General features: G+C 72.0%; 19 protein-coding genes. 11 read left to right on the forward strand and 8 right to left on the reverse strand.

Annotated elements, in window-relative coordinates; translation table 11 throughout:
- Nucleotides 1-255: 255 nt before the first annotated feature.
- Together ABZX65_RS25550 and ABZX65_RS25555 are read left to right on the forward strand one after the other, a co-directional pair.
- A complete protein-coding gene (locus ABZX65_RS25550; protein ID WP_355344369.1) occupies nt 256-2,121 on the forward strand; it encodes a M1 family aminopeptidase in 1,866 nt (621 codons plus the stop codon).
- Between the two features lie 255 nt (nt 2,122-2,376).
- Nucleotides 2,377-5,256 (forward strand): LuxR family transcriptional regulator, encoded by a 2,880-nt coding sequence (locus ABZX65_RS25555; RefSeq protein ID WP_355344372.1) that lies wholly within the window; start codon nt 2,377-2,379, stop codon nt 5,254-5,256.
- A 212-nt stretch (nt 5,257-5,468) separates the two neighbouring features.
- Here ABZX65_RS25555 and ABZX65_RS25560 read toward each other — a convergent pair whose 3' ends face one another.
- Nucleotides 5,469-5,708, reverse strand: coding sequence for a hypothetical protein (locus tag ABZX65_RS25560; protein WP_355344375.1), 240 nt, complete (start codon nt 5,706-5,708; stop codon nt 5,469-5,471).
- 191 nt (nt 5,709-5,899) lie between these two features.
- Nucleotides 5,900-7,225 (reverse strand): Gfo/Idh/MocA family oxidoreductase, encoded by a 1,326-nt coding sequence (locus ABZX65_RS25565; protein ID WP_355344378.1) that lies wholly within the window; start codon nt 7,223-7,225, stop codon nt 5,900-5,902.
- Nucleotides 7,226-7,676: 451 nt separating this feature from the next.
- On the opposite strand from ABZX65_RS25565, the gene ABZX65_RS25570 reads away from it, so the two are divergent.
- Both ABZX65_RS25570 and ABZX65_RS25575 read left to right on the forward strand, forming a co-directional pair.
- Nucleotides 7,677-8,684: a LuxR C-terminal-related transcriptional regulator gene (locus tag ABZX65_RS25570; RefSeq protein ID WP_188281775.1), complete on the forward strand. Its 1,008-nt coding sequence runs from the start codon at nt 7,677-7,679 to the stop codon at nt 8,682-8,684.
- 134 nt (nt 8,685-8,818) lie between these two features.
- The gene (locus ABZX65_RS25575) at nt 8,819-9,253 is read left to right on the forward strand and encodes a hypothetical protein (RefSeq protein WP_355344381.1); all 435 of its coding nucleotides are present in this window, start codon (nt 8,819-8,821) and stop codon (nt 9,251-9,253) included.
- A 153-nt stretch (nt 9,254-9,406) separates the two neighbouring features.
- Here ABZX65_RS25575 and ABZX65_RS25580 read toward each other — a convergent pair whose 3' ends face one another.
- From ABZX65_RS25580 to ABZX65_RS25590, 3 genes are all read right to left on the reverse strand, one after another.
- Nucleotides 9,407-9,853 carry a hypothetical protein gene (locus tag ABZX65_RS25580; RefSeq protein ID WP_188281773.1) on the reverse strand — a complete coding sequence of 149 codons (447 nt, stop codon included), beginning with the start codon at nt 9,851-9,853 and terminating at the stop codon, nt 9,407-9,409.
- Between the two features lie 126 nt (nt 9,854-9,979).
- The gene (locus ABZX65_RS25585) at nt 9,980-10,480 is read right to left on the reverse strand and encodes a glutathione peroxidase (protein WP_355344385.1); all 501 of its coding nucleotides are present in this window, start codon (nt 10,478-10,480) and stop codon (nt 9,980-9,982) included.
- A 12-nt stretch (nt 10,481-10,492) separates the two neighbouring features.
- Complete coding sequence (locus tag ABZX65_RS25590) at nt 10,493-11,146, reverse strand: pentapeptide repeat-containing protein (protein WP_355344388.1); 654 nt, start codon at nt 11,144-11,146, stop codon at nt 10,493-10,495.
- A 107-nt stretch (nt 11,147-11,253) separates the two neighbouring features.
- Between ABZX65_RS25590 and ABZX65_RS25595 the strand changes: the two genes are divergently transcribed.
- Both ABZX65_RS25595 and ABZX65_RS25600 read left to right on the forward strand, forming a co-directional pair.
- The gene (locus tag ABZX65_RS25595) at nt 11,254-12,648 is read left to right on the forward strand and encodes an FtsW/RodA/SpoVE family cell cycle protein (protein ID WP_355344391.1); all 1,395 of its coding nucleotides are present in this window, start codon (nt 11,254-11,256) and stop codon (nt 12,646-12,648) included.
- On the forward strand, nt 12,645-14,105 hold the full coding sequence (locus ABZX65_RS25600; RefSeq protein WP_355344394.1) for a penicillin-binding transpeptidase domain-containing protein: 1,461 nt from the start codon (nt 12,645-12,647) through the stop codon (nt 14,103-14,105). Before ABZX65_RS25595 ends, ABZX65_RS25600 begins: the two co-directional genes overlap by 4 nt.
- A 34-nt stretch (nt 14,106-14,139) precedes the next feature.
- Here the strand turns inward: ABZX65_RS25600 and ABZX65_RS25605 are convergent, their stop codons facing one another.
- From ABZX65_RS25605 to ABZX65_RS25615, 3 genes are all read right to left on the reverse strand, one after another.
- Nucleotides 14,140-15,021 (reverse strand): polysaccharide deacetylase family protein, encoded by an 882-nt coding sequence (locus ABZX65_RS25605; protein WP_355344397.1) that lies wholly within the window; start codon nt 15,019-15,021, stop codon nt 14,140-14,142.
- A 176-nt stretch (nt 15,022-15,197) separates the two neighbouring features.
- Nucleotides 15,198-16,382 (reverse strand): CapA family protein, encoded by a 1,185-nt coding sequence (locus ABZX65_RS25610; protein WP_355344400.1) that lies wholly within the window; start codon nt 16,380-16,382, stop codon nt 15,198-15,200.
- Between the two features lie 30 nt (nt 16,383-16,412).
- Complete coding sequence (locus tag ABZX65_RS25615) at nt 16,413-17,522, reverse strand: ferritin-like domain-containing protein (RefSeq protein ID WP_355344403.1); 1,110 nt, start codon at nt 17,520-17,522, stop codon at nt 16,413-16,415.
- A gap of 105 nt (nt 17,523-17,627) precedes the next feature.
- Here ABZX65_RS25615 and ABZX65_RS25620 point away from each other — a divergent pair, with 105 nt between their 5' ends.
- From ABZX65_RS25620 to ABZX65_RS25640, 5 genes are all read left to right on the forward strand, one after another.
- Nucleotides 17,628-18,521 (forward strand): diiron oxygenase, encoded by an 894-nt coding sequence (locus ABZX65_RS25620; protein ID WP_355344406.1) that lies wholly within the window; start codon nt 17,628-17,630, stop codon nt 18,519-18,521.
- A gap of 89 nt (nt 18,522-18,610) precedes the next feature.
- Nucleotides 18,611-19,345: a TetR/AcrR family transcriptional regulator gene (locus tag ABZX65_RS25625; protein ID WP_355344409.1), complete on the forward strand. Its 735-nt coding sequence runs from the start codon at nt 18,611-18,613 to the stop codon at nt 19,343-19,345.
- 46 nt (nt 19,346-19,391) lie between these two features.
- A complete protein-coding gene (locus tag ABZX65_RS25630) occupies nt 19,392-19,655 on the forward strand; it encodes a hypothetical protein (protein ID WP_355344412.1) in 264 nt (87 codons plus the stop codon).
- 200 nt (nt 19,656-19,855) lie between these two features.
- A complete protein-coding gene (locus tag ABZX65_RS25635; protein WP_355344415.1) occupies nt 19,856-21,532 on the forward strand; it encodes a glycosyl hydrolase family 18 protein in 1,677 nt (558 codons plus the stop codon).
- Between the two features lie 305 nt (nt 21,533-21,837).
- Nucleotides 21,838-23,196 carry an NlpC/P60 family protein gene (locus tag ABZX65_RS25640; protein ID WP_355344418.1) on the forward strand — a complete coding sequence of 453 codons (1,359 nt, stop codon included), beginning with the start codon at nt 21,838-21,840 and terminating at the stop codon, nt 23,194-23,196.
- Nucleotides 23,197-23,229 lie beyond the last annotated feature (33 nt).

Raw genomic sequence — 23,229 nt, forward strand, 5'->3', positions numbered from 1 at the left:
CATGTCCGGTCATTCGACACGCGGGCATTCGGCACCCGCGAATCGGCGCCGCGCGCGCTCATACGATTGCGCGTGGCACCGAAGCCGCTTCGAGGCCGCTTCGATGTCGCGCGCATAGGGATATCCCTACGGATTTCCGGCGGGCCTTACTTCCTGTGAGCGCACTGTGCAGACTCCCACCCGGGGTGCCACCCACGCCACCCGCCTTCCGACCCTCCGCCGTCGGCTCATCCGCCTACCCCACAAGAGGATCCGATGAGAAACAGACTTCTGTCCCTGGTCGCCGCCGCGGGCGTCCTCGTCGCGGGCGGCGCGGTCGCCGCGGCGCCCGCGCAGGCCGCACCACCCCCACGGACCGCCCCCCACGCCGCACCGGCCGCCTGCACCCCCACCCAGGTGATCGCCAACGGCGGTTTCGAGTCCGGCAGTTCACCCTGGACGAGCTCCACCGGAGTGATCACCACCGGCGGCGGGCAGAGCGCGCACGCGGGCACCCAGTTCGCCTGGCTGAACGGGTACGGCTCCACGCACACCGAGAGCCTGTCGCAGGCCGTCACGATCCCCGCCGGGTGCTCGGCCGCCAGCCTGACCTTCTGGCTGCACATCGACACCGCGGAGACCACGACCACCACCGCCTACGACAAGCTGACCGCGAAGATCGGCAGCACCACGCTGGCGACGTACTCCAACCTCGACGCGGCCACCGGCTATGTGCAGCGGACTGTCGACGTGTCCGCGTTCGTCGGGCAGAGCGTCACCCTCGCCTTCACCGGCACCGAGGACTCCGGCCTCCAGACCAGCTTCGTCCTGGACGACATCGCGCTGAACACCTCGGGCGACACCACACCGCCCCCGGCGGCCGACGCGACCCGTACGCCCGCGGCGCCCGCGTACACCGTCAGCCTGACCAGCGACACGACCGGCGGCACCTGGAACGGCCACGAGAGCGTGAACTTCACCAACGCCTCGGCCACGCCGCTCACCGAGGTGTACCTGCGGCTGTGGGACAACTACCACGGCAGTTGCCCGACGACGCCGATCACCGTCACCAACGTGACCGGCGGCACCGCGTCCGCCCTGACGGTCAACTGCACCGCACTGAAGGTGACGCTGCCCGCGGCGCTGGCCCAGGGGCAGAGCGGCACGGTCGGGTTCGACCTGAAGATCGTGGTGCCCAGCGGGGCCGACCGGTTCGGCAAGGACGGCTCCTTCAGCTTCATCGGCAACGCGCTGCCGGTGCTGGCGATCCGGGACGCGGCGGGCTGGCACCTCGACCCGTACACCAACAACGGCGAGGCGTTCTACTCGCTGGCCGCCGACTTCTCGGTGACGCTCGACCACCCGACGGGCATCTCCGTCCCGGCGACCGGCACCTCGGTGGACACCCCCGGCGCCTCCGGCCGCACCGTCACCAAGGCGACGGCGAGCAAGGTCCGCGACTTCGCCTGGGCCGCGGGCCCGTTCAGCAAGGTCTCCGGTACGTCGCCGGGCGGCGTGAAGGTGAACGTGTACGCGGTGAGCGGCATCAGCACCGCCAACTCCAACTCCATGCTGACCGTTTCGGAGAACGCGGTGGACGCGCACGCGGGCCGCTTCGGCGCCTACCCGTACAGCGAGATCGACGCGGTGCTGGACAACAACTTCTGGTTCGGCGGGATGGAGTACCCGGGCTTCGTGCTCGACCTGGTCGACACCACCGCGCTGACCCACGAGATCGGGCACCAGTGGTGGTACGGGATCGTCGGCGACGACGAGTACAACAGCCCGTGGCTGGACGAGTCGTTCGCGGACTACTCCACCGACCTGGCGCTCGGCAAGACCGGCGCGAGCTGCTGGAACAGCGTCTCCTGGGCGTCCTCCGCCGAGAAGATCACCAACTCGATGGCGTACTGGGACGCGCACTCCTCGCGCTACGGCACGGTCGTCTACAACTACGGCAAGTGCGCCCTGCACGACCTGCGGCGCCTCATCGGTGACACCGCGATGACCCAACTCCTGCGCAGTTACGCGCAGTCGCACTGGTACGGCGTCTCCACCACCGCGGAGTTCAAGGCCGCGGCCCAGGCGGCGACCACGGTCGACCTGACGTCCTTCTGGACGCAGCACAGGATCGACGGCTAGGGCCTGTCCGGCGGATCAACGCCCGGGGCCGCGCCACCGGCCCCGGGCCGCCGGCCCTCAAGGCCGAGGGGCCGGGTCCGGGTCCAGGCCCGGCCGGGACCCGGCCCCTCACTTCTCGCCCCCGTCCGGGAGCCGCGGCGGTTCCCGGACGGGGTGCCCCACACGCGACGCCTCCGACGACCGTCACGCCTTCTTGACAGGTGCACGATCGAAGCTGATGATCGGGGCCCACGCCGTGTCGGGAGGGCCCCGGGCATGACAGAAGCGACGCGTTCCGCAGGCAGGACCGCCGCCCGCCCCACCCCCACGAGGCGGGCTGCGGTCCGCAGCCGCGCCGCGCTGATGACCGCCGCGCGGGCCGCGCTCGGCGGCGGCGCCGGTGTCCTGCTCACCGGCCCCGCCGGAATCGGCCGCAGCACCCTGCTGACGGCGCTGGCCGACGAACACGCCGCGGCCGGCCACCGCGTCCTGCGCTGCGCGCCCTCCCCCGCCGAGCGGCACCTGCCGTACGTCGGCCTCATCGACCTGCTGTCCGACGTCGGGGACACCGCCTTCGCCGACCTCCCGCCGCCGGAACGCGACGCGCTGCGCGCCGCCCTGCGCCGCCCGCCCGCAGCGGCCGGGGCCGCTCCCCCCGACCCGCTCACCCTGCGCCTGGCCCTGCTCCGCCTGCTCACCGCGCTCTGCGCCCGCTCCCCCGTCCTGCTGGCCGTGGACGACGTCCAGTGGCTCGACGCACCGACCGCCGCCCTCCTCGCCTTCGCCACCCGCCGCGCCGCCCGCCTGCCGCTGACCACCGCCGTCGCCCTCCGCGCGGACGGCGCCGCGTGGACGGGAGCCGAAGGGGCCGCGGTGCTGGACGTGCCGCCGATGACCGAGCGGGAGGTGGCCGAACTGCTCGGCGGGCGCGCGGTGGCGGCCCGCGTGCACGCCGAGAGCGGCGGAAACCCTTACGTGGCGCTGGAGTTGACCCGCGCGCTCGGCGAGGGCGAGACGGCGGGGCCGCTCCCCGTACCCCGTTCGCTGCGCGAGTCGCTGCTCGGCCGGGTGTCAGGTCTCACGGCCGGGGCGCGGACCACGGTGCTCGCCGCGAGCGCCGCCGAGCGGCCGACCGTACGGCTGTTGCGCCGGGCGGGGCGGGAGAACGCGGTGGCCGAACTGGCCGAGGCGGTACGGCAGGGGGTCGTGGAGCCGGTGCCGGACGGCGGGGCGGTGCGCTTCGTACCGCCGCTGCTGGCGCGGGTGGTGTACGAGGACGCGGAGCCCGACGAGCGGCGGCGGGTGCACACAGCGCTCGCGGCGGCGGCCGGTGATCCGGTCGAACGGGCCCACCACCTGGCGTCGTTGACGCCCGGCTGGGACGCGGAGGTGGCCGCCGCGCTGTCGGCGGCGGCGACCGCGGCGCGCCGCCGGGGCTCCCCCGCGACCGCGGCGAGACTCGGGCGGCTCGCGGCCGACCGCACTCCGCCGGGGGACGCGGCGGCCGAGACCGACCGGCTGCTGACGGCGGCGGAGGACGCGGTCGCGGCGGGCGACTACCCGCTGGCCCGCCGTATCGCGCACGAGGTGCTGCACGAACCGCCGGCCGAACCGGGCAGGCCCGCGGACCGGGTCAGGGCGTGGATGGTCATCGTGGACTCGTGCGGCCAGGCGATGGCCGAAGTGGCGGACGTCTTCCCGCAGGCGCTCGAGGACGCGCGGGACGACCCGCGGCTGCTGGCCCAGTTGCACCACCGGATGAGCTGGCGGGCCTGGATGGTGGAGGGCACGGCGGTCAAGGCCCATACGCACGCGGCGCGTTCAGCCGTACTGGCCAGGAGCGCGGGCGACCGCCGCACCGAACTGTCGGCGCTCAGCCAGCAGGCGGCCGTCGAGTTCTACCTCGGCCGCCCGGAGGCCGAGGACACCCTGGCCGCCGCGCTGGCGGGGCCGCAGGACCCGCGCGTGCTCTTCGACCACAACGGCCCGGTCTTCCTCAAGCACCGCCGCCATCTGCTGCACGACCGGCTGGACGACGCGCGGACCGAACTGCGGGCGCTGGTCTACACGGTACGGCGGCGCGGCTCGGCCGAGAGCCTGTGCCAGTGCCTGTCGGGCCTCGCCCAGGTGGAGATCCTGCGGGGCCGCTGCGAACGCGCCCTCGACCTGGCCCACCAGAGCCTGCGGATCGCGGAGCAGGGCGGCCTGAGCCAGGGCCCCGCCTGGTACGCGGTCGCGCTCGCGGAGGCGGCGGGCGGCGGTACGGAACGGGCGCTGGCCGCCGCCGACCGGGCCAGACGGCACAGCGAGGACGACGACGACCAGCTCTTCCTGCCCAGGGCGCTGCACGCGGAGGGCCATGTGCGGCTGCTGCGCGGCGAGACGGCCGCGGCCGTGCACGCGCTCCAGCGGGCCAGGCTGCTGGAGACGGGACAGGGGCAGGGCGATCCGGCGATGCGCCGCTGGCAGGCGGACCTCGCCGAAGCACTGGTCAGGTCGGGCGCCACCGACGAGGCCGCCGACCTGGTCGCCGCGACCCGCGCGCAGGCCGCCCGGCTCGGCCGCCGCGGGCTGCTCGCCGTGCTCGACAGGGCCGCCGCGCTGGTCACCGAGGCGCGCGGCGACTCGGACGCGGCGGTGGCCCAACTCGGCGCGGCCGTAACCACGTTGACCGCGCTGCCGTATCCGCTGGAGGAGGGCAGGGCGCGGCTGGCGCTGGGACGGCTGCACGCCAGGCGCGGCGATCCGCGGGCGGCGCGGGCCGCGCTCGACGCCGCGGCGCGGGTCTTCCGCGCGGCCCGCGCGCACCCGTGGCTGGCGCTGACCGACGCCGAGGCCGACCGCGTCGACCGCGATGACCGGCTCGACCGGCTCGGCGGGTACGACCGGTTCGGCGGGTACGACCGCGTCGACCCGCCGGGCCGTGCTCACGACCGGGCCGCGCCGCTCACCGCGCTCAGCGACGCCGAGCGCCGGGTCGCCGCGCTGGCGGCGCGCGGCGCGAGCAACCGGGAGATCGCCGCGACCCTGGTGATCAGCGTCAAGACCGTCGAGGCCGCCCTCACCCGCGCCTACCGCAAGCTCAGCGTCCGCTCCCGCGTCGATCTGGCCAGGGTCGCCCTCGACCACCCGGCCGCCGACCACCACGAGGTCTGACGGCGAGCGTGCGTACGTGGCGCGGACACGGCCTCGCGGCACGTACGGAGGTACCGACGTACCGACGTACGGCCCTACGGACCCGCGGACCCGCGGACTTGGGGGAGAACGCCGAGGGGCGCCCCGCCCGGTCGGCGGAACACCCCTTCGTACGAGCGAGTCGGCCGCCCCCGTGAACGACCGGCCCGCCTCGCCCTGTGCCTGACGCGAGGTCAGTGCATCCAGAGCAGGTAGAAGTTGTTGGTGCCCAACTCACAGATGTAGACCGGGCCGTGGATGGGCGCGTTGGCCTGTGCCTGGGCGACACACGACGCGTAGGTCGGGAAGTAGCCCATGAACATGAAGCCGCTGCCGGGCGGCGGGGAAGCCTGGGCCGCGCCGGCGAAGACGCCGAGGCCGAGCAGGGCGGTGGCCACCAGTGTTCCGGTGCGGGCCATCAGTCGCTTGGTCATGTGCACAACTCCTTTCCGGGCAGGCGGAAGCGCCTGCGGGGGGAGGGAAGGGGGCTTGCGTGTGCGGATCAGACGTCCAGATCAGAGCTGTTCGGGCCGCGCGCCGTGATCGAACGTTAGCCGTTGGCTACAGGCCGCAGCAATAGGTCTAGGCCAATGTGTGACAGCAGCCGACGGATGGCCCTCGTGGGTCAGGTGAGGCGCAGTGCCGCCTCGCGGACGGCCAGCGTGTCCTGCCTGACCTCGCGCAGACCGGGCAGCGCGGCACCACCCCCGACGCCGCCCTCGACACCCCCGCCGACCCCGGCACCGGCCCCGGCCCCGACTCCGGCCCCGCCGCTCCCGTCCCCGCGCAGGCTCCCCGCCCACGCCACCAGCTGCCGACGGAAACCCGTACGCCCCGGCTCCGCCGTGTACGTGCGCCGCGTCCCGAGGCCCGGCCCGGCGTCCCAGGTGTCGACGTGCAAAGTGGCCGCCTCGTCGCGGGCGTACGGCGAGGGCAGGGTGAGCGTGGCCACCGAGTCCTCCGCCACGCACTCCAGCGTCTCCCGGTAGCGGCGGTGCCCGGGCAGCCGTACATGGGTGAGGTCGACCAGCAGGCCGTCGGCCGGGCGCCAGCGCGCGCTCACCGCGCTCATACCCGCCCAGCCAGTGGCGTCGAGCAGCCGCCCGTGCAGCCGCAGGTCCCCGCCCGCCAGGATCGCGTGCACCAGATTGACCTGGTGGATCAGCGAGCCGCCGAGGCCGCGGGCGTACGCCTCACGCCGCCGCGCCGCCACCACCGCGCCCGCCGTCGCCTCCGTCGCCTCCGTCGCTTCCGCCACCGCCGTCGCCTCCGTCGCTCCGGGGCCGAGCGCGCGGGCCAGCGCCGCCTCGGCCGGCGGCGGCTGCGGGCCGAAGGGCGGCGGCGGATACGGCAGCAGGTGCTCGACCTGGTGCGGCGCGTTGGGGTCGTGGATGTCGGCGGTGATCCGGCGGACGGCGGGCAGGTGCTCCCGGCAGTGGTCGAGGAAGCGGGCCACGACCGGGTCGTGCCGCTTCATGTAACCCGCCGCCACCGGCACCCCCGAGCGCCGCTCCGCCGCCGCCAGCTCGTCGATCTCCGCGAGGTCGAGGCTGACCGGTTTCTCGCAGAGCACCGGCAGGCCCCGTTCCAGACAGGCCAGGACCACGTCCCGGTGCGTCCACCACGGCGTGCAGACCAGCGCGGCCCGCGCCCCGGCCCGTACCGCCTCGTCCAGCGTCCGGCAGACGGCGACACCGTCCGCCGGGCGCGCGCCACCGACCGGGCTCCCGGTTTCGGCCGGTGTCACCCCACCGGCCCCGTCCGCCGCACAGGACCCGGCGCCCGCCCGCGTACCGGGAAACCAGGCCCGTACGGCCGCGGTGTGCGCCGGATCGGGGTCGATGACGGCGACCGGGCGCAGCAGCTCCGGGAGGTCCCGCATCTCGCGCAGATGCGCCGCGTGCGCCACCTTGCCCGCGCCGATCAACGCCACGGGAACCGGTTGTCCCATCGGTCCGCACCCCTTTTCCGTCTCTCTCCCAGCGCATCACACGGCGGGCGGCGCGCGCCCGCCGGGGTGAGGGTCACTGGCGTGGCGACCGATGGTGCCCGACCATGTATGCGTGGAGGTGCGACGATGCGGTGGCCAGTGTCAAAAACAGGTATTGACATGCCGACGTGTGCCCAAGAGGATGTTTCCCACGTTGGCGCCCTGCGCCTCCGCACCCATTCGACGCGGGCGACGAATAGGCGATGTGCAACCGGAAAAGTCGCACTTGCGGGCTTCCGGTCGCCGGGCCGCGCCGGTAATACCCCTCACTCCTGGAAGCACTCATGGAACCGGCGGCGAACACTCGTCCGCCGGCTTAGGACAGAACCGTTGCTAGAGTCGCTTCGGGTGCTGTCGGCACGCCGCGGGCCGACCCACGGGACCGGTCCGCGGTGACGAGAGGGGGCTAGCCGTGGCGGGAGTTGTTCGCAGTGGCGGGGCGGATGCCGAGGACATCGGTCTCGCTCTGTACCAGACGCTGCGCACCAACGGATCCATAGCCCCGGAGAAGGCGGCCGCGGGCATCGGGCTGACCGACGCCGAGGCCAGGGCCGGTTGGTCGGAGCTGCGGGAGCTGGGGCTCATACGGGCCGGTCGGGTGCCGGAGGAGGTCGATTCGGTGGAGCCCGACACCGCCCTGATCGGTCTGCTGGCCCGGCAGCGCGAGGCGCTCCAGGCCCAGCGCGACGAGTTGTCCTCGATCGTGCGGGCGGCCGAGTCGCTGATGGAGCGCTACCGCCCCGCGGTGTTGCGCGACGCGGCGGAGATCGAGGTGGAACTCCTCATCGGGGAAAACCGTAAGCGGCAGTCCATCGGCGATTTCAATGCGCGCATCACGGAATCCACCGGTTCGATGCATCCGGGACCGCTGCCGCCCGCCGAAGTTCTCGTGCATTCCATCGCCGCGGACAGCGCGCTTATCGAGCGGGGCGTGAAAGTCCGCGCCGTATACGGGCAGAGCATTAATTCCGCGCCACGTCAACGTAAATACCTGACGGAACTCTCGGCGGTCGGAGTCGAGGTCAGGCTGGCGACCCAGGTCCCCTTCGACCTCCTGATAGCGGATTCGCACAGCGCGCTTGTCTCGGCCAATCCCGACAACCCTTCGGGCCCCGCGGTCATCGTCCGCGGCGCGGCCCTGGTCCGGTCGTACGTGGCGCTCTACGAGGACTGCTGGCTGCGCGCGGTGCCGTACTCGGCGAAGTCGGCGGGGAGCTTCGACTCGGGGGGCGAGCTGACCGAACAGCACCGCACGACGATGCGACTTCTGGCCAACGGGCTGACAGATGAGCGGATCGCGCGCAAACTAGGGGTGTCCCTGCGCACTGTGAGTCGCCTGGTATCAGAGATCATGCGATATCTCCAGGCGGACAGCCGGTTCCAGGCGGGAGTCCTCGCTGCGGCCCATGGGCTAATTTGACCTGCGCATTCGCGCCATTGCGCACTTACGCACAACCGGAATCTGGCCTGGCCCTGTCCGATTTTGACATCATCGGCAGGGCTACGCGTACCTATCACCCCCTTGAGCGCCTGCCCTCCCAACGAAGGATCACGATGTCGCGCATCCGGCACACGACCAAGATTTCCGCCGTCGCCGCCCTGGTGCTCGCTCTGTCGTCGGCTATCGGAACAACCGTCGCCTTCGCCGACGCCGGTTCGGATTCCACTCCGGCGCCCAGTGCACCCGCGGACACGTCGGTGGCCCCGGACAACTGGTTCCCCGGTGCTCAGCCCGCGAACTGGTTCCCCGGTGCCAGCGCGGACACCGGCCCGGACAACTGGTTCCCGAACGCCGTACCGGCGAACTGGTTCCCCACCGCGAGCGCCGTATCCCCCGACAACTGGTTCCCGGGTGCCGTACCCGTGAACTGGTTCCCCAGCGCCGTGGCCGTCTCCCCCGACAACTGGTTCCCGAACGCCGTCCCCGCCGGGAACTGGTTCCCGAATATCGCCCCGACCGATGTGACCGTGTCATCACTGTCGGTTTAATTTCCCCGAGCTCTCCGCGCCACCAGGTCCTGGTTTCCCCGCCGGACCCCGGCGCCGCAAGACCCGCCAAGACCCGCACAGCGCTGTACGGCCCGTGAGCGATATTCACGGGCCGTACAGCGTTTCCTGCATTGTGGGGGGAATCCTGGGGGCTCAGGGAGCCGATGTCACTTCCTGACAGGGGCGGGCGATCCGCAGGGACCGCCGCACCAGTTCATCGATGTCCGTGGCCGCGTCCTCGGCTGCCGGATGTACGGCGAGCCAGCCGAGGTGGCGGCGCAGGAAGGCCGCGAGGGCCGGCACCGTCCGTAGGGGGAGACGGACGGTGCGGCCCTCGACAATCAGATCGGCCCAGGAGGCGAGTGTGCCTCGTATGGCGGCGCGCGCCTCGACAGCCGGCCCGTTCAGGGGGATGCCGGGCCGGGCAGTGCCGGTCAGTCGGTCGCCGGAGTTCGGCGCCGGTACGAGTGCCACCTCCAACTCGCCGTATACCCGGGGAAGCAAGGCGAGTTGCCGATCCAACCGCTCCTGGCAAGGAACGCACAGGGCAGGGTCCGTCTCGACACAAAGGTGTCCGCTACGGAAATCAATCTCCTGCACTGCCGCTGTCCCTTCCTCGCTTGGGGCGGTAAGAAGAGCGAACCAGGAACAGGGTGATCCGGACAATGTCCACGGACCGGCCGGATTCTGCCATGGCGCAATCGCGCATCTAAGCACGTGGCAAGGTCACGACGGAAGCTGTGCCTCAATCGCCCCAACGACCTCCGCAGCCTCGGGCTCGGTCCGCGGCCGAAAACGCCCGACGATTTCTCCCGAGGCGCTGACCAGGAACTTCTCGAAGTTCCAGGTGATGTCACCGGCTTCTCCGGCCGCGTCGGGCACATCGGTCAGCCTGGCGTAGAGCGGATGCCGGTTCGCGCCATTGACATCCGCCTTCTCCAGCAGCGGGAAGCTGACGCCGTAGGTCGTGGAGCAGAAGGTCTGGATCTCCTCGGCGGTGCCGGGCTCCTGTCCGCCGAACTGGTTGCACGGCACGCCGAGGACGGTGAAGCCGCGGTCGGCGTAGCGCTTCTGCAACCTCTCCAGGCCCTCGTACTGCGGGGTCAGGCCGCACTTGGAGGCGACGTTGACCACCAGGACGGCCTTGCCCGCGTGGGCGCCGAGGGTGGTGGGGTCGCCGTCGATGGTGTTCAGGGGGATGTCGTAGAGGCTTACGGGGTTGCTCATGAGTGAATTCTCCTATCGGTCCGTGACCGTGATGCCCAGGGTCTGGGCGAGCGCGGGGGCGAGGTCGAGAAGCTGCGAGGAGCTGATGACGGCGCCGCGCAGCGACTCGTATCCGTCGGCGAGGTCGATGGTGACCGCGCCGCGCAGGTCGGCCTTCTTCAGCGTCGCGCGGCCGAGCCGGGCGCGCTCGATGCTGCTGCCGGGGAAGGTCACCCCGTTCAGCTTGGCCTCGCCGAAGTCGACGTCGCGCAGGACGCAGTCCTCGAAGGCCACGTCGTGCAGGGCGGTGGCGCGCAGATTCACGGAGTCCAGTTTGCAGCGCCGGAAGGTGACCCGGCGCAGCACGGCTCCGAACGCCTCCACGCCGGCCAGCGAGCAGGCGGTGAGCGAGGAGTCCAGCCAGTCGCTCTCGGCGAGCGAGACGCCCGTGAAGCGGCTGCCGGTGGCCCACAGGTCGTTGATCCGGGACCGGCGCAGGGTGGTGTCCGTGAAGGTGCAGTCGGTGACCGCGCACTCCAGGAAGCGGGAGCCGTTGGCCGCCTCGTCCTCGAAGACGAGGCGGTCGAAGTGGACGGTGTCGTAGTCCCCTTCGACGGCCAGCGGGCCGGTGTGAGGACGCAGCAGATCGGCGTACGGAAGGTCGGCGAGTTCGTCCGGGGGTGTCACTCGGCCAGCGTACGCGGCACCTCCGACAGCGCCCCGTGAGGCATCGGCGGCCCACCGGGAAGCCGACTTAAGGGACATACACCCCACCCCTTGCTAGGTTGCAGCCCATGAGCGCAACCAGCGCCGCGGCGGCGGACGCTCCCCCGGCCGCCCTGCGGATGCCCCGCCGCCGCGGTGTGGAGCTGTCGCTGATCGTCGCCGCGGTACTGATCTCGGTGTACGGCTACGCCGAGGTCGGCCTGGCCAGGAACGGCGCGGTGCCGCCCGACGCCGCGGCCTACGGCGCGGGCCTGGGCGTGCTCGCGCTCCTGGCCCACCTCGCGGTCCGGGCCCGCGCCCCCTACGCAGATCCGCTGCTGCTGCCGATCGCCGTGCTGCTCAACGGCTTCGGCCTGGTGCTGATCTACCGCCTCGACCTGGAGCCGGTGCTCGGCGGCCGGGCGGCGCCCACCCAGCTGATCTGGTCCACGCTCGGGGTGGCGCTGTTCATCGCGGTGGTGCTGGCGCTGCGCGACCACAGGACACCGGCCCGCTACGCGTACATCAGCGTGACCGCCGCGCTGCTGCTCATGGTGCTGCCGATCTTCTTCCCCGCGATCAACGGCGCGAAGATCTGGATCAGGGTCGCCGGATTCTCCTTCCAGCCGGGCGAGTTCGCCAAGGTGCTGCTCGCGGTCTTCTTCGCCGCCTACCTGTCGGCCAACCGCGCGGCGCTGGCGTACGCGGGCCGCCGGGTGTGGCGGCTGCAACTGCCCACCGGCCGCGTGCTGGGCCCGGTGGTGGCGATCTGGCTGCTCAGCGTCGGCGTCCTGGTGGTCGAGCGCGACCTGGGCACCTCGCTGCTCTTCTTCGGCCTGTTCGTGATCATGCTGTACGTGGCGACCGGGCGGACCGGCTGGATCGCCGTGGGGCTGCTGCTCGCCGGGGTGGGCGCGTGCGCGGTCGGCGCGCTGGAGCCGCACGTGCACAGCAGGGTGCAGGACTGGCTGCACCCGTTCGCGACCATCGACGCGGGCATCGGCCCCAACCAGATCTCGCAGTCGCTGTTCGCCTTCGCCAACGGCGGGGTGCTCGGCACCGGGCTCGGCCAGGGCCACTCCGCGCTGATCGGCTTCGCCGCGAAGTCGGACTTCATCCTGGCCACCGCGGGCGAGGAGCTGGGCCTGTTCGGACTGACCGCGCTGCTCCTGCTGTACGCGCTGCTGGTGGCGCGCGGCTTCCGGGCCGGGCTCGCGCTGCGCGACCCCTTCGGGCGGCTGCTCGCGGTCGGCCTGGCCTCGATCCTGGCGCTCCAGGTCTTCGTGATCACCGGCGGGGTGATGGACCTGATCCCGATGACGGGCATGGCGATGCCGTTCCTCGCGCAGGGCGGCTCGTCGGTCGTGACCAACTGGATCATCGTGGCGCTGCTGATCCGGCTCAGCGACAGCGCCCGCCGTCCGGCGCCCGATCTGCCCGAGGGGCCGCCGGACCAGCTCGCGCCGCTGGAGCGGACCCGGTGATCCGCTGTGTGCGGCACGCCGCCGCCTTCTGCTTCCTGCTGCTGGTCGCGCTGCTGCTCAACGCGGCGCGGGTGCAGGTCGTCAAGGCGTCCGCGTACGACGGCAACCCGGCCAACCGGCGGATCGCGATCACCCGTTACCACCAGCCGCGCGGCGACATCCTCGTCGGCGGCTCCCCGGTGACCGGATCACGCGACGCGGGCGGCCAGTTGAGGTACCAGCGGACGTACGCCGACGGGCCGCTGTACGCGCCGGTGACCGGCTTCGCCTCGCAGACGTACGGCACGACGCTGCTGGAGGGCACCGAGGACGGGGTGCTGTCGGGCACGGCCTCGCGGTTGGCGTCGGTGCCGCTGTGGAACGAGATCACCCGGGCGCGGCAGCGCGGCGGCGATGTGCACACCACGATCGACGCGGCGGCGCAACGGGCGGCGTACACCGGCCTCGCGGGCCGCAGGGGCGCGGTGGCCGCGGTGGATCCGGCGACCGGGCGGATTCTGGCGCTGGTGTCGTCGCCGTCGTACGACCCGGCGGCGCTGTCGGGCACCGGCGCGGCGGTGAACGACGCGTGGACGCGGATGAACACGGACACAAGTCAGCCGATGCTGGACCGGGCGATCCGGCAGACGTATCCGCCGGGTTCGACGTTCAAGGTCGTCACGGCCGCCGCCGCGCTCCAGAGCGGCAAGGTCACCGATCTGCTGGCGCCGACGCGCTCGCCCGATCCGTACCGGCTGCCGGGTTCGACGGCCACGCTCACCAACGAGGGCGGCGGCTGCGCCGACGCCAGCATGTACGACGCCTTCCGGGTGTCGTGCAACACCGTCTTCGCCAAGCTGGGCGCCGACGTGGGGCTGGCCGGGATGCGGGCGCAGGCGCAGGCGTTCGGCTTCAACGACACGCGGCTGCGGATTCCGCCGTCCGTCGCGAAGAGCAACTTCGACACGCGGATGAGCCCCGACCAGGTGGCGCTCTCCTCGATCGGGCAGTTCGACACGACCGCGACGCCGTTGCAGATGGCGATGGTGGCGGCGGCGGTCGGCAACGGCGGGGTGCTGATGGCGCCGTACCTGGTGGACTCGGTGACCAACCACAGCGGGGCGACGGTCTCCGCCGACGGGCCGCGGACGCTGCACCGGGCGATGAGCGAGGGCACCGCGCGGCAGCTCCAGCAGCTGATGGAGGCGGTGGTCACCGACGGCACCGGCACCAACGCGGCGATCCCCGGTGTCGTCGTCGGCGGCAAGACCGGCACCGCGCAGCACGGTGTGGACAACACCGGGACGCCGTACGCCTGGTTCATCTCCTACGCGAAGCCGCCGGGCGGTACGCAGGCGTCGGTGGCGGTGGCGGTGGTCGTCGAGGACGCGGAGGCGGTGCGGGCGGACATCTCCGGCGGCGGGAACGCGGCGCCCGTCGCGCGGGCGGTCATGCAGGCGGTGCTGAGCGCGCGCTGACGTGCCGTCGGAGACAAGTGCCGTGCGACGGCGGTCAGTTCACCTTGGGGAAGCTGAAGGCGTAGCCCTGCCCCTTGAGCCAGGGCAGGATCTGCTCCAGCGCGTCCACGGTCTGCTCGCGGTCGCCGCCGCCGTCGTGGAAGAGGATCGTCGGGCCGTTGCTCAGCTCGTACTTGATGGTCTGCACGATCGTGCCGACGCCGGGCTTGGTGTAGTCCTTGGTGTCGACGTTCCAGCCGAGCGGGCGCATGCCGTGCTGGGCGGCGAGCGCGCGGCTGGCCGGGGTGAAGGCGCCGCCGGGGGCGCGGTAGTACTGCACGGGCGCGCCGCCCGAGGCTTCCTCGATCATGGCGTAGGCGTCCATGATCTCCTTCTGCTGGTACGCGAAGGGCTTGTGGTCCATCGACTCGTCGTGGGTCACGGTGTGGTCGCACAGCCGGTGTCCCGCGGCGACGACGGCGCGTACGAGGTCGGGGTGGGCCTTGGCCTGCGGGCCGATCATGCAGAAGGTGGCGTGGACGCCGTGCTGCTTGAGGACGTCGAGCACCTTGGGCGTCCAGACCGGGTCGGGTCCGTCGTCGATGGTGATGTTGACGGCCTTGCCCGCGGCTTCCGGCGCGTGCACGATCGTGTCGGGCACCGCGGCCACGGTGGGTATGTGGCTGGTGGGCGTACCGGACGGGCCGGTCGAACCCGCGCCCGTACCGCCGCCGTCGCTCCCGTTGCCGCCGCCCTTGCCGCCGCCGTTCACCCCGCCGATGACGCCGGTGCCGTTGTTCGCCGACGCCTTGCCGTGCCCGTGTGCCAGGACCGCGGTGGCCACCGACGCGATCACCACCACCAGGACCGCCATCGTGATGGCCGCCGCCTGCGGCATCGTCCTCAGTCGCCCCACCGAGAATCGCCCTCCGGTCATCGTCTGTACCCGCCCGCCTCGTTGATTCCATCGACCCGGTCCGCGCCGTGTTCCACGCGCTGTCCGCACGGCCGGCCGTCCCCCCGGCTCCGCGACCGAATAGATGCTGCTGCCTCCGCGTCGGTTCCGCCATGGGCACGTCGGCGACACTGCCGTTACAGAACCCGGACGTCCGGCTAACTCCCTGGTGGCGACGTCAGCCCGGTGCACCGGCGCAACTGCTCGTACCGGTCGGTGATCCGCTGCCCCGCCGCGCCGGTCCGCGGCTGCGGTACGCCCGCGCCGTCGACGAGGGCGGGCGCGAAGACGGCGCGGGTGACCTTGCCGCGGCGGACGGTCAGTGTGGTGACGCCGGTCTCGTCGGAGTGCGGGTACGGCGAGGAGCCGTACCAGAGGAAGTTGCCGAACCCGTAGGCCACATAGGTCGGGCCCAGCATGCCGGAGCCGAGCATCACATGGGCGTGGGTGCCGACGACCGCGGTGGCCCCGGCCGCCGACAGGTCGGCCGCGATCGACTTCTGCTCGGGCCCCGGGCAGCTCTGGCCCTCGGTGCCCCAGTGCAGATAGACCACCACGACGTCGGCGTGCGCCTTGGCGTCCCTGACGGCCTTCAGCAGCCGGGGGCGGTCGAGCGCGGAGGCGATGCCGGGGGCGGTGGCGGTGGCCCGGAAGTTCTCGTTGGTGATGTCGTAGACCTGGCTGGCGGCGACGACCGCGAGGCGTACGCCGTTGACCGTCTCGGTGTACGGGCGGTACGCCTCCGCCGCGTCGGCGCCGATGCCGACCACGGGGACCGGCGCCACGCGCTTGGCCGCGAGGCTGTCGGCCAGGCCCTGGGCGCCGTAGTCCACGGCGTGGTTGTTGGCCATGGTGACGGCGTCGACGCCGGACCGCTGGAGCGCGGCGAGCGCGTCGGGGCCGGTCCTGAAGTGGTACTTCTTCGGCTGCGGGGTGCCGCGCGTGGTGATCGCGGACTCCAGGTTGACCATCGAGAAGTCGGCGGCGGCCAGCGCCGTCGACATCGGCCCGAGCGCCGGGTCGATGCCGAGCCGGTTCGCCGTCCGCTCGGTGAAGTGCACGTCCCCGGCGAAGGCGAGGGTCACGGTGCCGGCGGGCTCGGCCGGGCGCGCGGCGGCGTCCGCCGTCGGCGTCGAGGAGGGCGCGGCGCCGCCGGTCGTGGCGGTGCGCGAGTCCGGTGCGGGCCCGGCCTCGGTGGAGCCGCCGCGGCCGTAGGCCACGTACAGGGAACCGGCGGCGACGAGCAGCAGCGCCGTACCGCCGACGACGGTGTTTCTGCGTCGGCGGCGTGCTCTGGCCCGGCGTGTCTCGCGCCGCGATTCCGGTCCGGCTCCCTCGTTCATCGGACAAGCGTACGATCCGCTCGCCGTGGGTCAGTGCGGGGCCGCCCCCTGCGCGATGGCGTCGGTGACCTCGGCCACGCGGGCCTGCTCCTCGGCGGCGAAGCGTTCCGCGTCGAGTTTCTCCGCGATCTCCTCGTCCTCGTCCATGAGCTGGTCTAGGTTGGAGTCACCGAGGTCGAAGACGCCCATGTCGAGGTACGCCTTCTGGAGCCGGGGTCCCCACAGGCCGATGTCCTTCACGCACGGCACGATGCGGCTGAAGAGCAGCTTGCGGAACAGGTGCAGGAATTCGGAGCGTTCGGTCATCTCGGCGGCCTCGGCGGTGGGGATGCCGAAGTTCTCCAGGACTTCGAGGCCGCGCAGCCGGTCGCGCATCAGGTAGCAGCCCTCGATGACGAAGTCCTCACGCTCGCGCAGTTCCGCGTCGGTGAGCTGCTTGTAGTAGTCGCGCAGCGCCATCCGTCCGAAGGCGACGTGCCGGGCCTCGTCCTGCATGACGTAGGCCAGGATCTGCTTGGGCAGCGGCTTGGTGGTGGTGTCGCGGATCATGCCGAAGGCGGCGAGCGCCAGGCCCTCGATGAGCACCTGCATGCCGAGGTAGGGCATGTCCCAGCGCGCGTCGCGCAGGGTGTCGCCGAGCAGCGCCTGGAGGTTGTCGTTGATCGGGTAGACCATCCCGACCTTGTCCTGGAGGAAGCGGCCGTAGATCTCGGCGTGCCGGGCCTCGTCCATGGTCTGGGTGGCGGAGTAGAACTTCGCGTCGAGGTCGGGGACGGACTCCACGATCCGGGCGGCGCAGATCATCGCGCCCTGCTCGCCGTGGAGGAACTGGCTGAACTGCCAGGAGGTGTAGTGCTGCCGCAGCAGCCCGCGGTCGCGGGCGTTCATCGCGTCCCAGTAGCGGCTGCCGTAGATGGACATGGCCTCGTCGGGGGTGCCGAGCGGGTCGTACGGGTCGACCTCCAGGTCCCAGGCGATGCGCTTGGCCGCGTCCCACTGCTTGTCCTTGCCCTTCTGGTAGAGGGCGAGCAGGCGTTCGCGGCCGTCGCCGTACTCCCAGGAGAAGCGGGCGGCGCCCTGGGCCGGGACCTGCCAGATCCACTCGGTGGGCGGTTGCGTGTACAGGGCTTCCGTCGACATCGGCGGCTCCATTCCACGTGCGCGGGGTCTTGACGGGCTTGTTGACACAGAGTCTCATAAGAGTCGTACCGCAGGTAACCCTCATGCGCCGGAGGCCACTTCACGATGGACACCAGCCTGATCGACCGCGAGAAGACCGCGGAGCGGCTGCTGGCCGCGTCCGCCAAGCACTCGTTCGACCCGGACACCGAGCTGGACTGGGACGCGCCCTTCGAGGAAGGCAAGTGGTTCTGGCCGCCGGAGCTGGTGTCGCTGTACGACACCCCGCTGTGGAAGCGGATGTCGCAGGAGCAGCGCGTCGAACTGAGCCGCCACGAGGCGGCGTCGCTGTGCTCGATCGGCGTCTGGTTCGAGACGATCCTGATGCAGCTCCTGCTGCGGCACACCTACGACCTGGACCCGACCAGCAACCATGTGCGGTACGCGCTGACGGAGATCGCCGACGAGTGCCGGCACTCGAAGATGTTCGCGCGGGCCGTGACGAAGATGGGCACGCCCACCTACCGCCCCAGCAGGCTCGACCACAATCTCGGCCGGCTGATCAAGACGGTGTCCACCACGCCCGGCGCCTTCACCGGCACGCTGCTGGCCGAGGAGATCCTGGACTGGATGCAGCGGCTGACCTTCCCCGACGACCGCGTGCAGCCCTTCGTCCAGGGTGTGACCCGGATTCACGTGGTCGAGGAGGCCCGGCACATCCGCTACGCCCGCGAGGAGCTGCGCCGCCAGATGGTGACGGCGCCGCGCTGGGAGGTCGAATTCACCCGGCTGACCTCCGCGCAGGCCGCCAGGACCATCGCCCGTTCGCTGATCAGCCCGCAGGTCTACGCGTCGGTCGGCCTCGACCCCGTCCGGGCGGCCGAGGCGGCCCGCACCAGCCCGCACCGCCGCGAGGTGATGCGGCAGTCGGCGAAGCGGCTGATGGACTTCCTGGACGAGATCGGGCTGATCAAGGGCCCGAGCCGCAAGCTGTGGCGCTCGTCCGGACTGCTCGGCTGACCCGGCCGCGCCCGCGGAACCGGACACCCGTGCGAAGCCCCGCGCCCGGGCCGACCCGTTCACGTGTGCGGGCGGATAGTCTGCTGGACATGACCAGCAGCGCGGCGCCCGCATACCGCCGGATGAGCGTCGAGCAGCGCCGTACGCAGTTGCTGGCCGCCGCCGTCGACCTGTTCGGCCACCGGCGGCCGGAGGACGTGTCGGTCGACGACGTCGCGGCGGCGGCCGGGGTCTCCCGGCCGCTGGTCTACCGCTATTTCCCCGGCGGCAAGCAGCAGTTGTACGAGGCCGCGGTGCACGACGCGGCGCAGGAGCTGATCGGCCGCTTCGGCGTCCCCTCGCAGGGGCCGCCGACCGAACGGCTCGCGGACGCGCTGGACCGCTACCTGGCGTATGTGGACGAGCACGACGCGGCGTACGGGGCGCTGCTGCGCGGCGGCAGCGTCGCCGAGACCAGCCGTACGGACGCGATCGTGGACGACGTACGGCGCAGGGCCGCGGAGCAGGTGCTGCACCACCTCGGGGTGACGGCGCCGGGGCCGCGGCTGGCGATGATGGTCAGGTCGTGGATCGCCTGCGTGGAGGCGATATCGCTGATCTGGCTGGACGAGGGCAAGCAGCCGCCGGTCGCGGAGCTGCGGGCGTGGCTGGTGGACCACTTCATCGGGCTGCTGCTGGTGACCGCGACGACCGACCCGGAGGCCGCGGAGGCCGCCGCCCGCGCGCTGGCGCTGGAGACCCCGAGCAGCCCGGCCGGCGGGCTGGCGCGGCGGCTCGCGCCGATCGCGGACGCGGTCGCACATCTGCTCCCCGACCCCTCCTGACCCCGACCGGGGAACCCCGCGCCGCCCGCCGTGCCATCCTGAGCGGGTGAGACACGAGGACACGGAATTCGTCGGGGGCCCGCTGGACGGGCGGGTGCTCGGCGTGCTCGCCGGGATGACCGGGCAGCCGCCGCGCGTCTACACCGTGCCCGTACCCACGCCCGAGGGCGGTCCGCCGGTGGTGCACGTCTACCACCGCGAGCCCAGCCCCGGCCCGCGCGGCTCCCGCCGTACCCGCTGGGTCTTCGTGTACGACCCGGAGGGCAACCGCCCGGACGGCCCCAAGTGGCCCTGGCGCAAAGGCGCCTGACGCCCCGCCGGACGGGCCCGCGCGGCCACGCGGGACATCGCGTCGGACCGGGCCGCGCGGCGTGCGGCGCAAAGGCGGCCGAACCGGACGGTTCCACAGGTCAAAGGGCCGGGTATTGGTCCGGACCATTGACACACATTGGTCTGGACCTGTTTGCTGCGCGGTGACATGCGCCGTCCTCACCGAAGGAGCATCCCCCCATGCTCTCCACCGCACCGCGCAACAGACGCAGAACCTTCATCGCCGCCTCCGCCACCCTCGCGGGCGCCGTCGCGCTCGGCGGGCTCGTGGCGCTCGCCCCGTCCGCCAGCGCGGGCGAGTTCCTGACCAACGGCGGCTTCGAGACCGGCGGCCTGTCCGGCTGGAGCTGCGACGCGGGCACCGCCGCCGTCGTCAGCGGCCAGGCGCACAGCGGCACTTACGCCCTCCAGGGCACCCCGAGCGCGAGCGGCACCGCGCAGTGCAAGCAGAACGTGTCCGTCGCGCCGAACACCACGTACACCCTGACCGCCCAGGTCAAGGGCGCGTACGTCTACCTCGGCGTGGACGGCGGCACCAGTACGTGGACACCCGGCACGGGCAGCGGCTACGCGGCGCTGAGCGTGTCCTTCACCACCGGCGCGAGCCAGACCAGCGCGGCGGTCTACGTGCACGGCTGGTACGGCCAGCCCGCGTACCTCGCCGACGACGTCTCGCTCCAGGGCCCCGGCAGCGGCACGACCACACCGCCGACGACGCCCCCGACCACCCCGCCCACGACCCCGCCGACGACGCCCCCGACCACTCCCCCCACCACCCCGCCGACGACGCCTCCCACGACGCCGCCGACCACTCCCCCGACCTCGCCCCCGCCCTCCGGCGGACTGCCCACCCACGCGCTGGTCGGCTATCTGCACGAGACGTTCGCCAACGGCTCCGGCTACACCAAGCTGGCGGACGTGCCGGACAGTTGGAACATCATCGACCTGGCGTTCGGCGAGACCAGCTCGCCGACCTCGGGCAGCATCCACTTCACCCGCTGCTCGGCCAGCGAGTGCCCGGGAGTGGAGTCCGACGCGGACTTCAAGGCCGCGATCAAGGCCAAGCAGGCCAAGGGCAAGAAGGTGCTGCTGTCCATCGGCGGCGCGAACGGCGAGGTGCAGCTCACCACGACGGCCGCCCGCGACGCCTTCGTCTCCTCGGTGAGCGGCATCATCGACACCTGGGGCCTGAACGGCATCGACATCGACTTCGAGGGCCACTCGCTGTCCCTGAACACCGGTGACACCGACTTCAAGAACCCGACCACCCCGGTGATCGTCAACCTGATCTCGGCGCTGAAGACGCTCAAGGCCAAGTACGGCAGCGGCTTCGTGCTGACGATGGCGCCCGAGACGTTCTTCGTCCAGATGGGCTACCAGTACTACGGCTCGGGCCCGTGGGGCGGCCAGGACCCGCGCTGCGGCGCGTACCTGCCGGTGATCTACGCGATGCGCAACGACCTGACGCTGCTGCACGTCCAGGACTACAACTCCGGCTCGATCATGGGCCTGGACAACCAGTACCACTCCATGGGCGGCGCGGACTTCCACATCGCGATGACCGACATGCTCCTCACCGGCTTCCCGGTGGCGGGCAACACCGCCAACATGTTCCCGGCGCTCGCCCCCTCCCAGGTCGCGATCGGCCTGCCCGCCTCGGTCAACGCGGGCAACGGCTACACCGCCCCGGCCGCCGTCGACCAGGCGCTCGACTGCCTGACCAAGAAGACCAACTGCGGCGGCTACACCACCCACGGCACCTGGCCCGCGCTGCGCGGCCTGATGACGTGGTCGGTGAACTGGGACAAGTTCAGCAACTGGGAATTCCAGAAGAACTTCACCAGCTACTTCGGCTGAACCGCCCGCAGATCCCCCGCCGATCCGTCGGCTGACCCCTCGGCTGACCCCTCGGCCGATCCGTCGGCCGGCCTTCGACCGAGCCGGTGACGGCTCCTGAAACGCGTACGGCCCGGCCGCCGAGGGCGGTGACCGGGCCGTACGCTTTTTATGTCCGGAAGGTGATCGCACGGCGAAGATCACCTGTGAGAGTGACCGGGTTGCGCGGAATCGCCTATTCCCTCTGTCGAACATATGACAATTCGTGGCAGGATGCGGATCGCGTAGCGTGTTACCGACCGGTTACGGGAGATGAGGGGTAGTCAGTGGCCCGAGGTACCAGGAGGTGGCTGCGTTCGGCCGCGGTCTGCGGCACTCTGCTCGCCGCCGCGGCACTCGCCCTGCCGGCCCAGCAGGCGGCGGCGCGACCCTACGACCCACCGCCCGCGGCGGAGGTCTCGCTGCCCGATCTGCTGACCAGGCTCCAGACCCTCTACGCGCAGACGGAGACGGCGACCGAGTCGTTCAACAAGGCCAAGGAGACCGCCGACCGGCAGCGCGCCCAGGCCGACCAGGTCGACGCACAACTCGCCGACCAGCGGGTCTCGGTCGCGGACAAGCGCGACGAGGTGGGTCTGATGGCCCGCCAGATGTACAAGGACGGCAGCGTGTCGCCGTACCTGTCGATGCTGACCGGCCAGACCCCGCAGGACTTCTTCGGGCAGCGGCACGTCCTGGACCGGGCCGCCGACCACCAGCAGGACGTACTGGCCGAGCTGACCAGCGGCGAGCAGCGGCTGAACGAGCTGAACACCCAGGCGCAGCAGGCGCTGGACAAGGCGCAGTCCGCGCTGGCCGTCCAGCAGGCGCAGAAGAACACGGTGGAAAAGCGCCTCCAGGAGGTCGAGTCGATACTGGCCGGGCTCACCGGCGTGCAGATCAGCGAATTGCAGTCGCTGGAGGAAAAGGGCGTCAACAAGGCGCAGCAGGAGTTCCTCGACTCCAAGGCGCTGGGTTCCGACGCCGACAGCCGCCTGCCGTCCGACGCGGGGAAGCGGGCCATCAGCTACGCCTTCATGCAGCTCGGCAAGCCGTATGTGTGGGGCGCGCAGGGTCCGGACTCCTTCGACTGCTCGGGGCTGACCTCGCAGGCGTGGTCGCACGCCGGGGTGACCATCCCGCGCACCAGCCAGGAGCAGTGGGCGCGGCTCCCGCACGTGCCGCTCGAACTGCTGCGCCCCGGCGACCTGGTGATCTACTTCTCCGGCGCCACCCATGTGGCGATCTACATCGGCGACGGACTGGTGGTCCAGGCGCCGCGCCCCGGCTCGGTGGTGAAGGTCTCGCCGATCGCCGCCAACCCGATACTGGGCGCCGTCCGCCCGGACCTCGGCAGCGCCCCGGCCGGGGACTACACCCTGCCGAAGATCCCCAAGCAGGCCGAGCAGCCGACGCCGTTCAGCCCGCAGGTGACGCCCCCGGCGCCCAAGCCCAGGACCTCCGGCGGGTCGACCGGCACCGCGCCGGCCACGCCGCCGCCGCACTCCACGGGTCCCGTCACCCGGCCGACCCCGGGCGAGAGCACGCCGCCGCCGAGGATCACCCCGACGCCGACGCCCTCGGACACCCCGTCCGGCGGCCCGACGCCCACGCCCTCCGCCACCGCGAGCGGGGGCGCGAGCTAGGGCCTGTCCGGCGGTCCGTGGGAGCCGGGTCCG

Origin of the sequence: Streptomyces sp. NPDC003300, from assembly GCF_040610915.1 — a bacterium.
GTDB lineage: Bacteria > Actinomycetota > Actinomycetes > Streptomycetales > Streptomycetaceae > Actinacidiphila.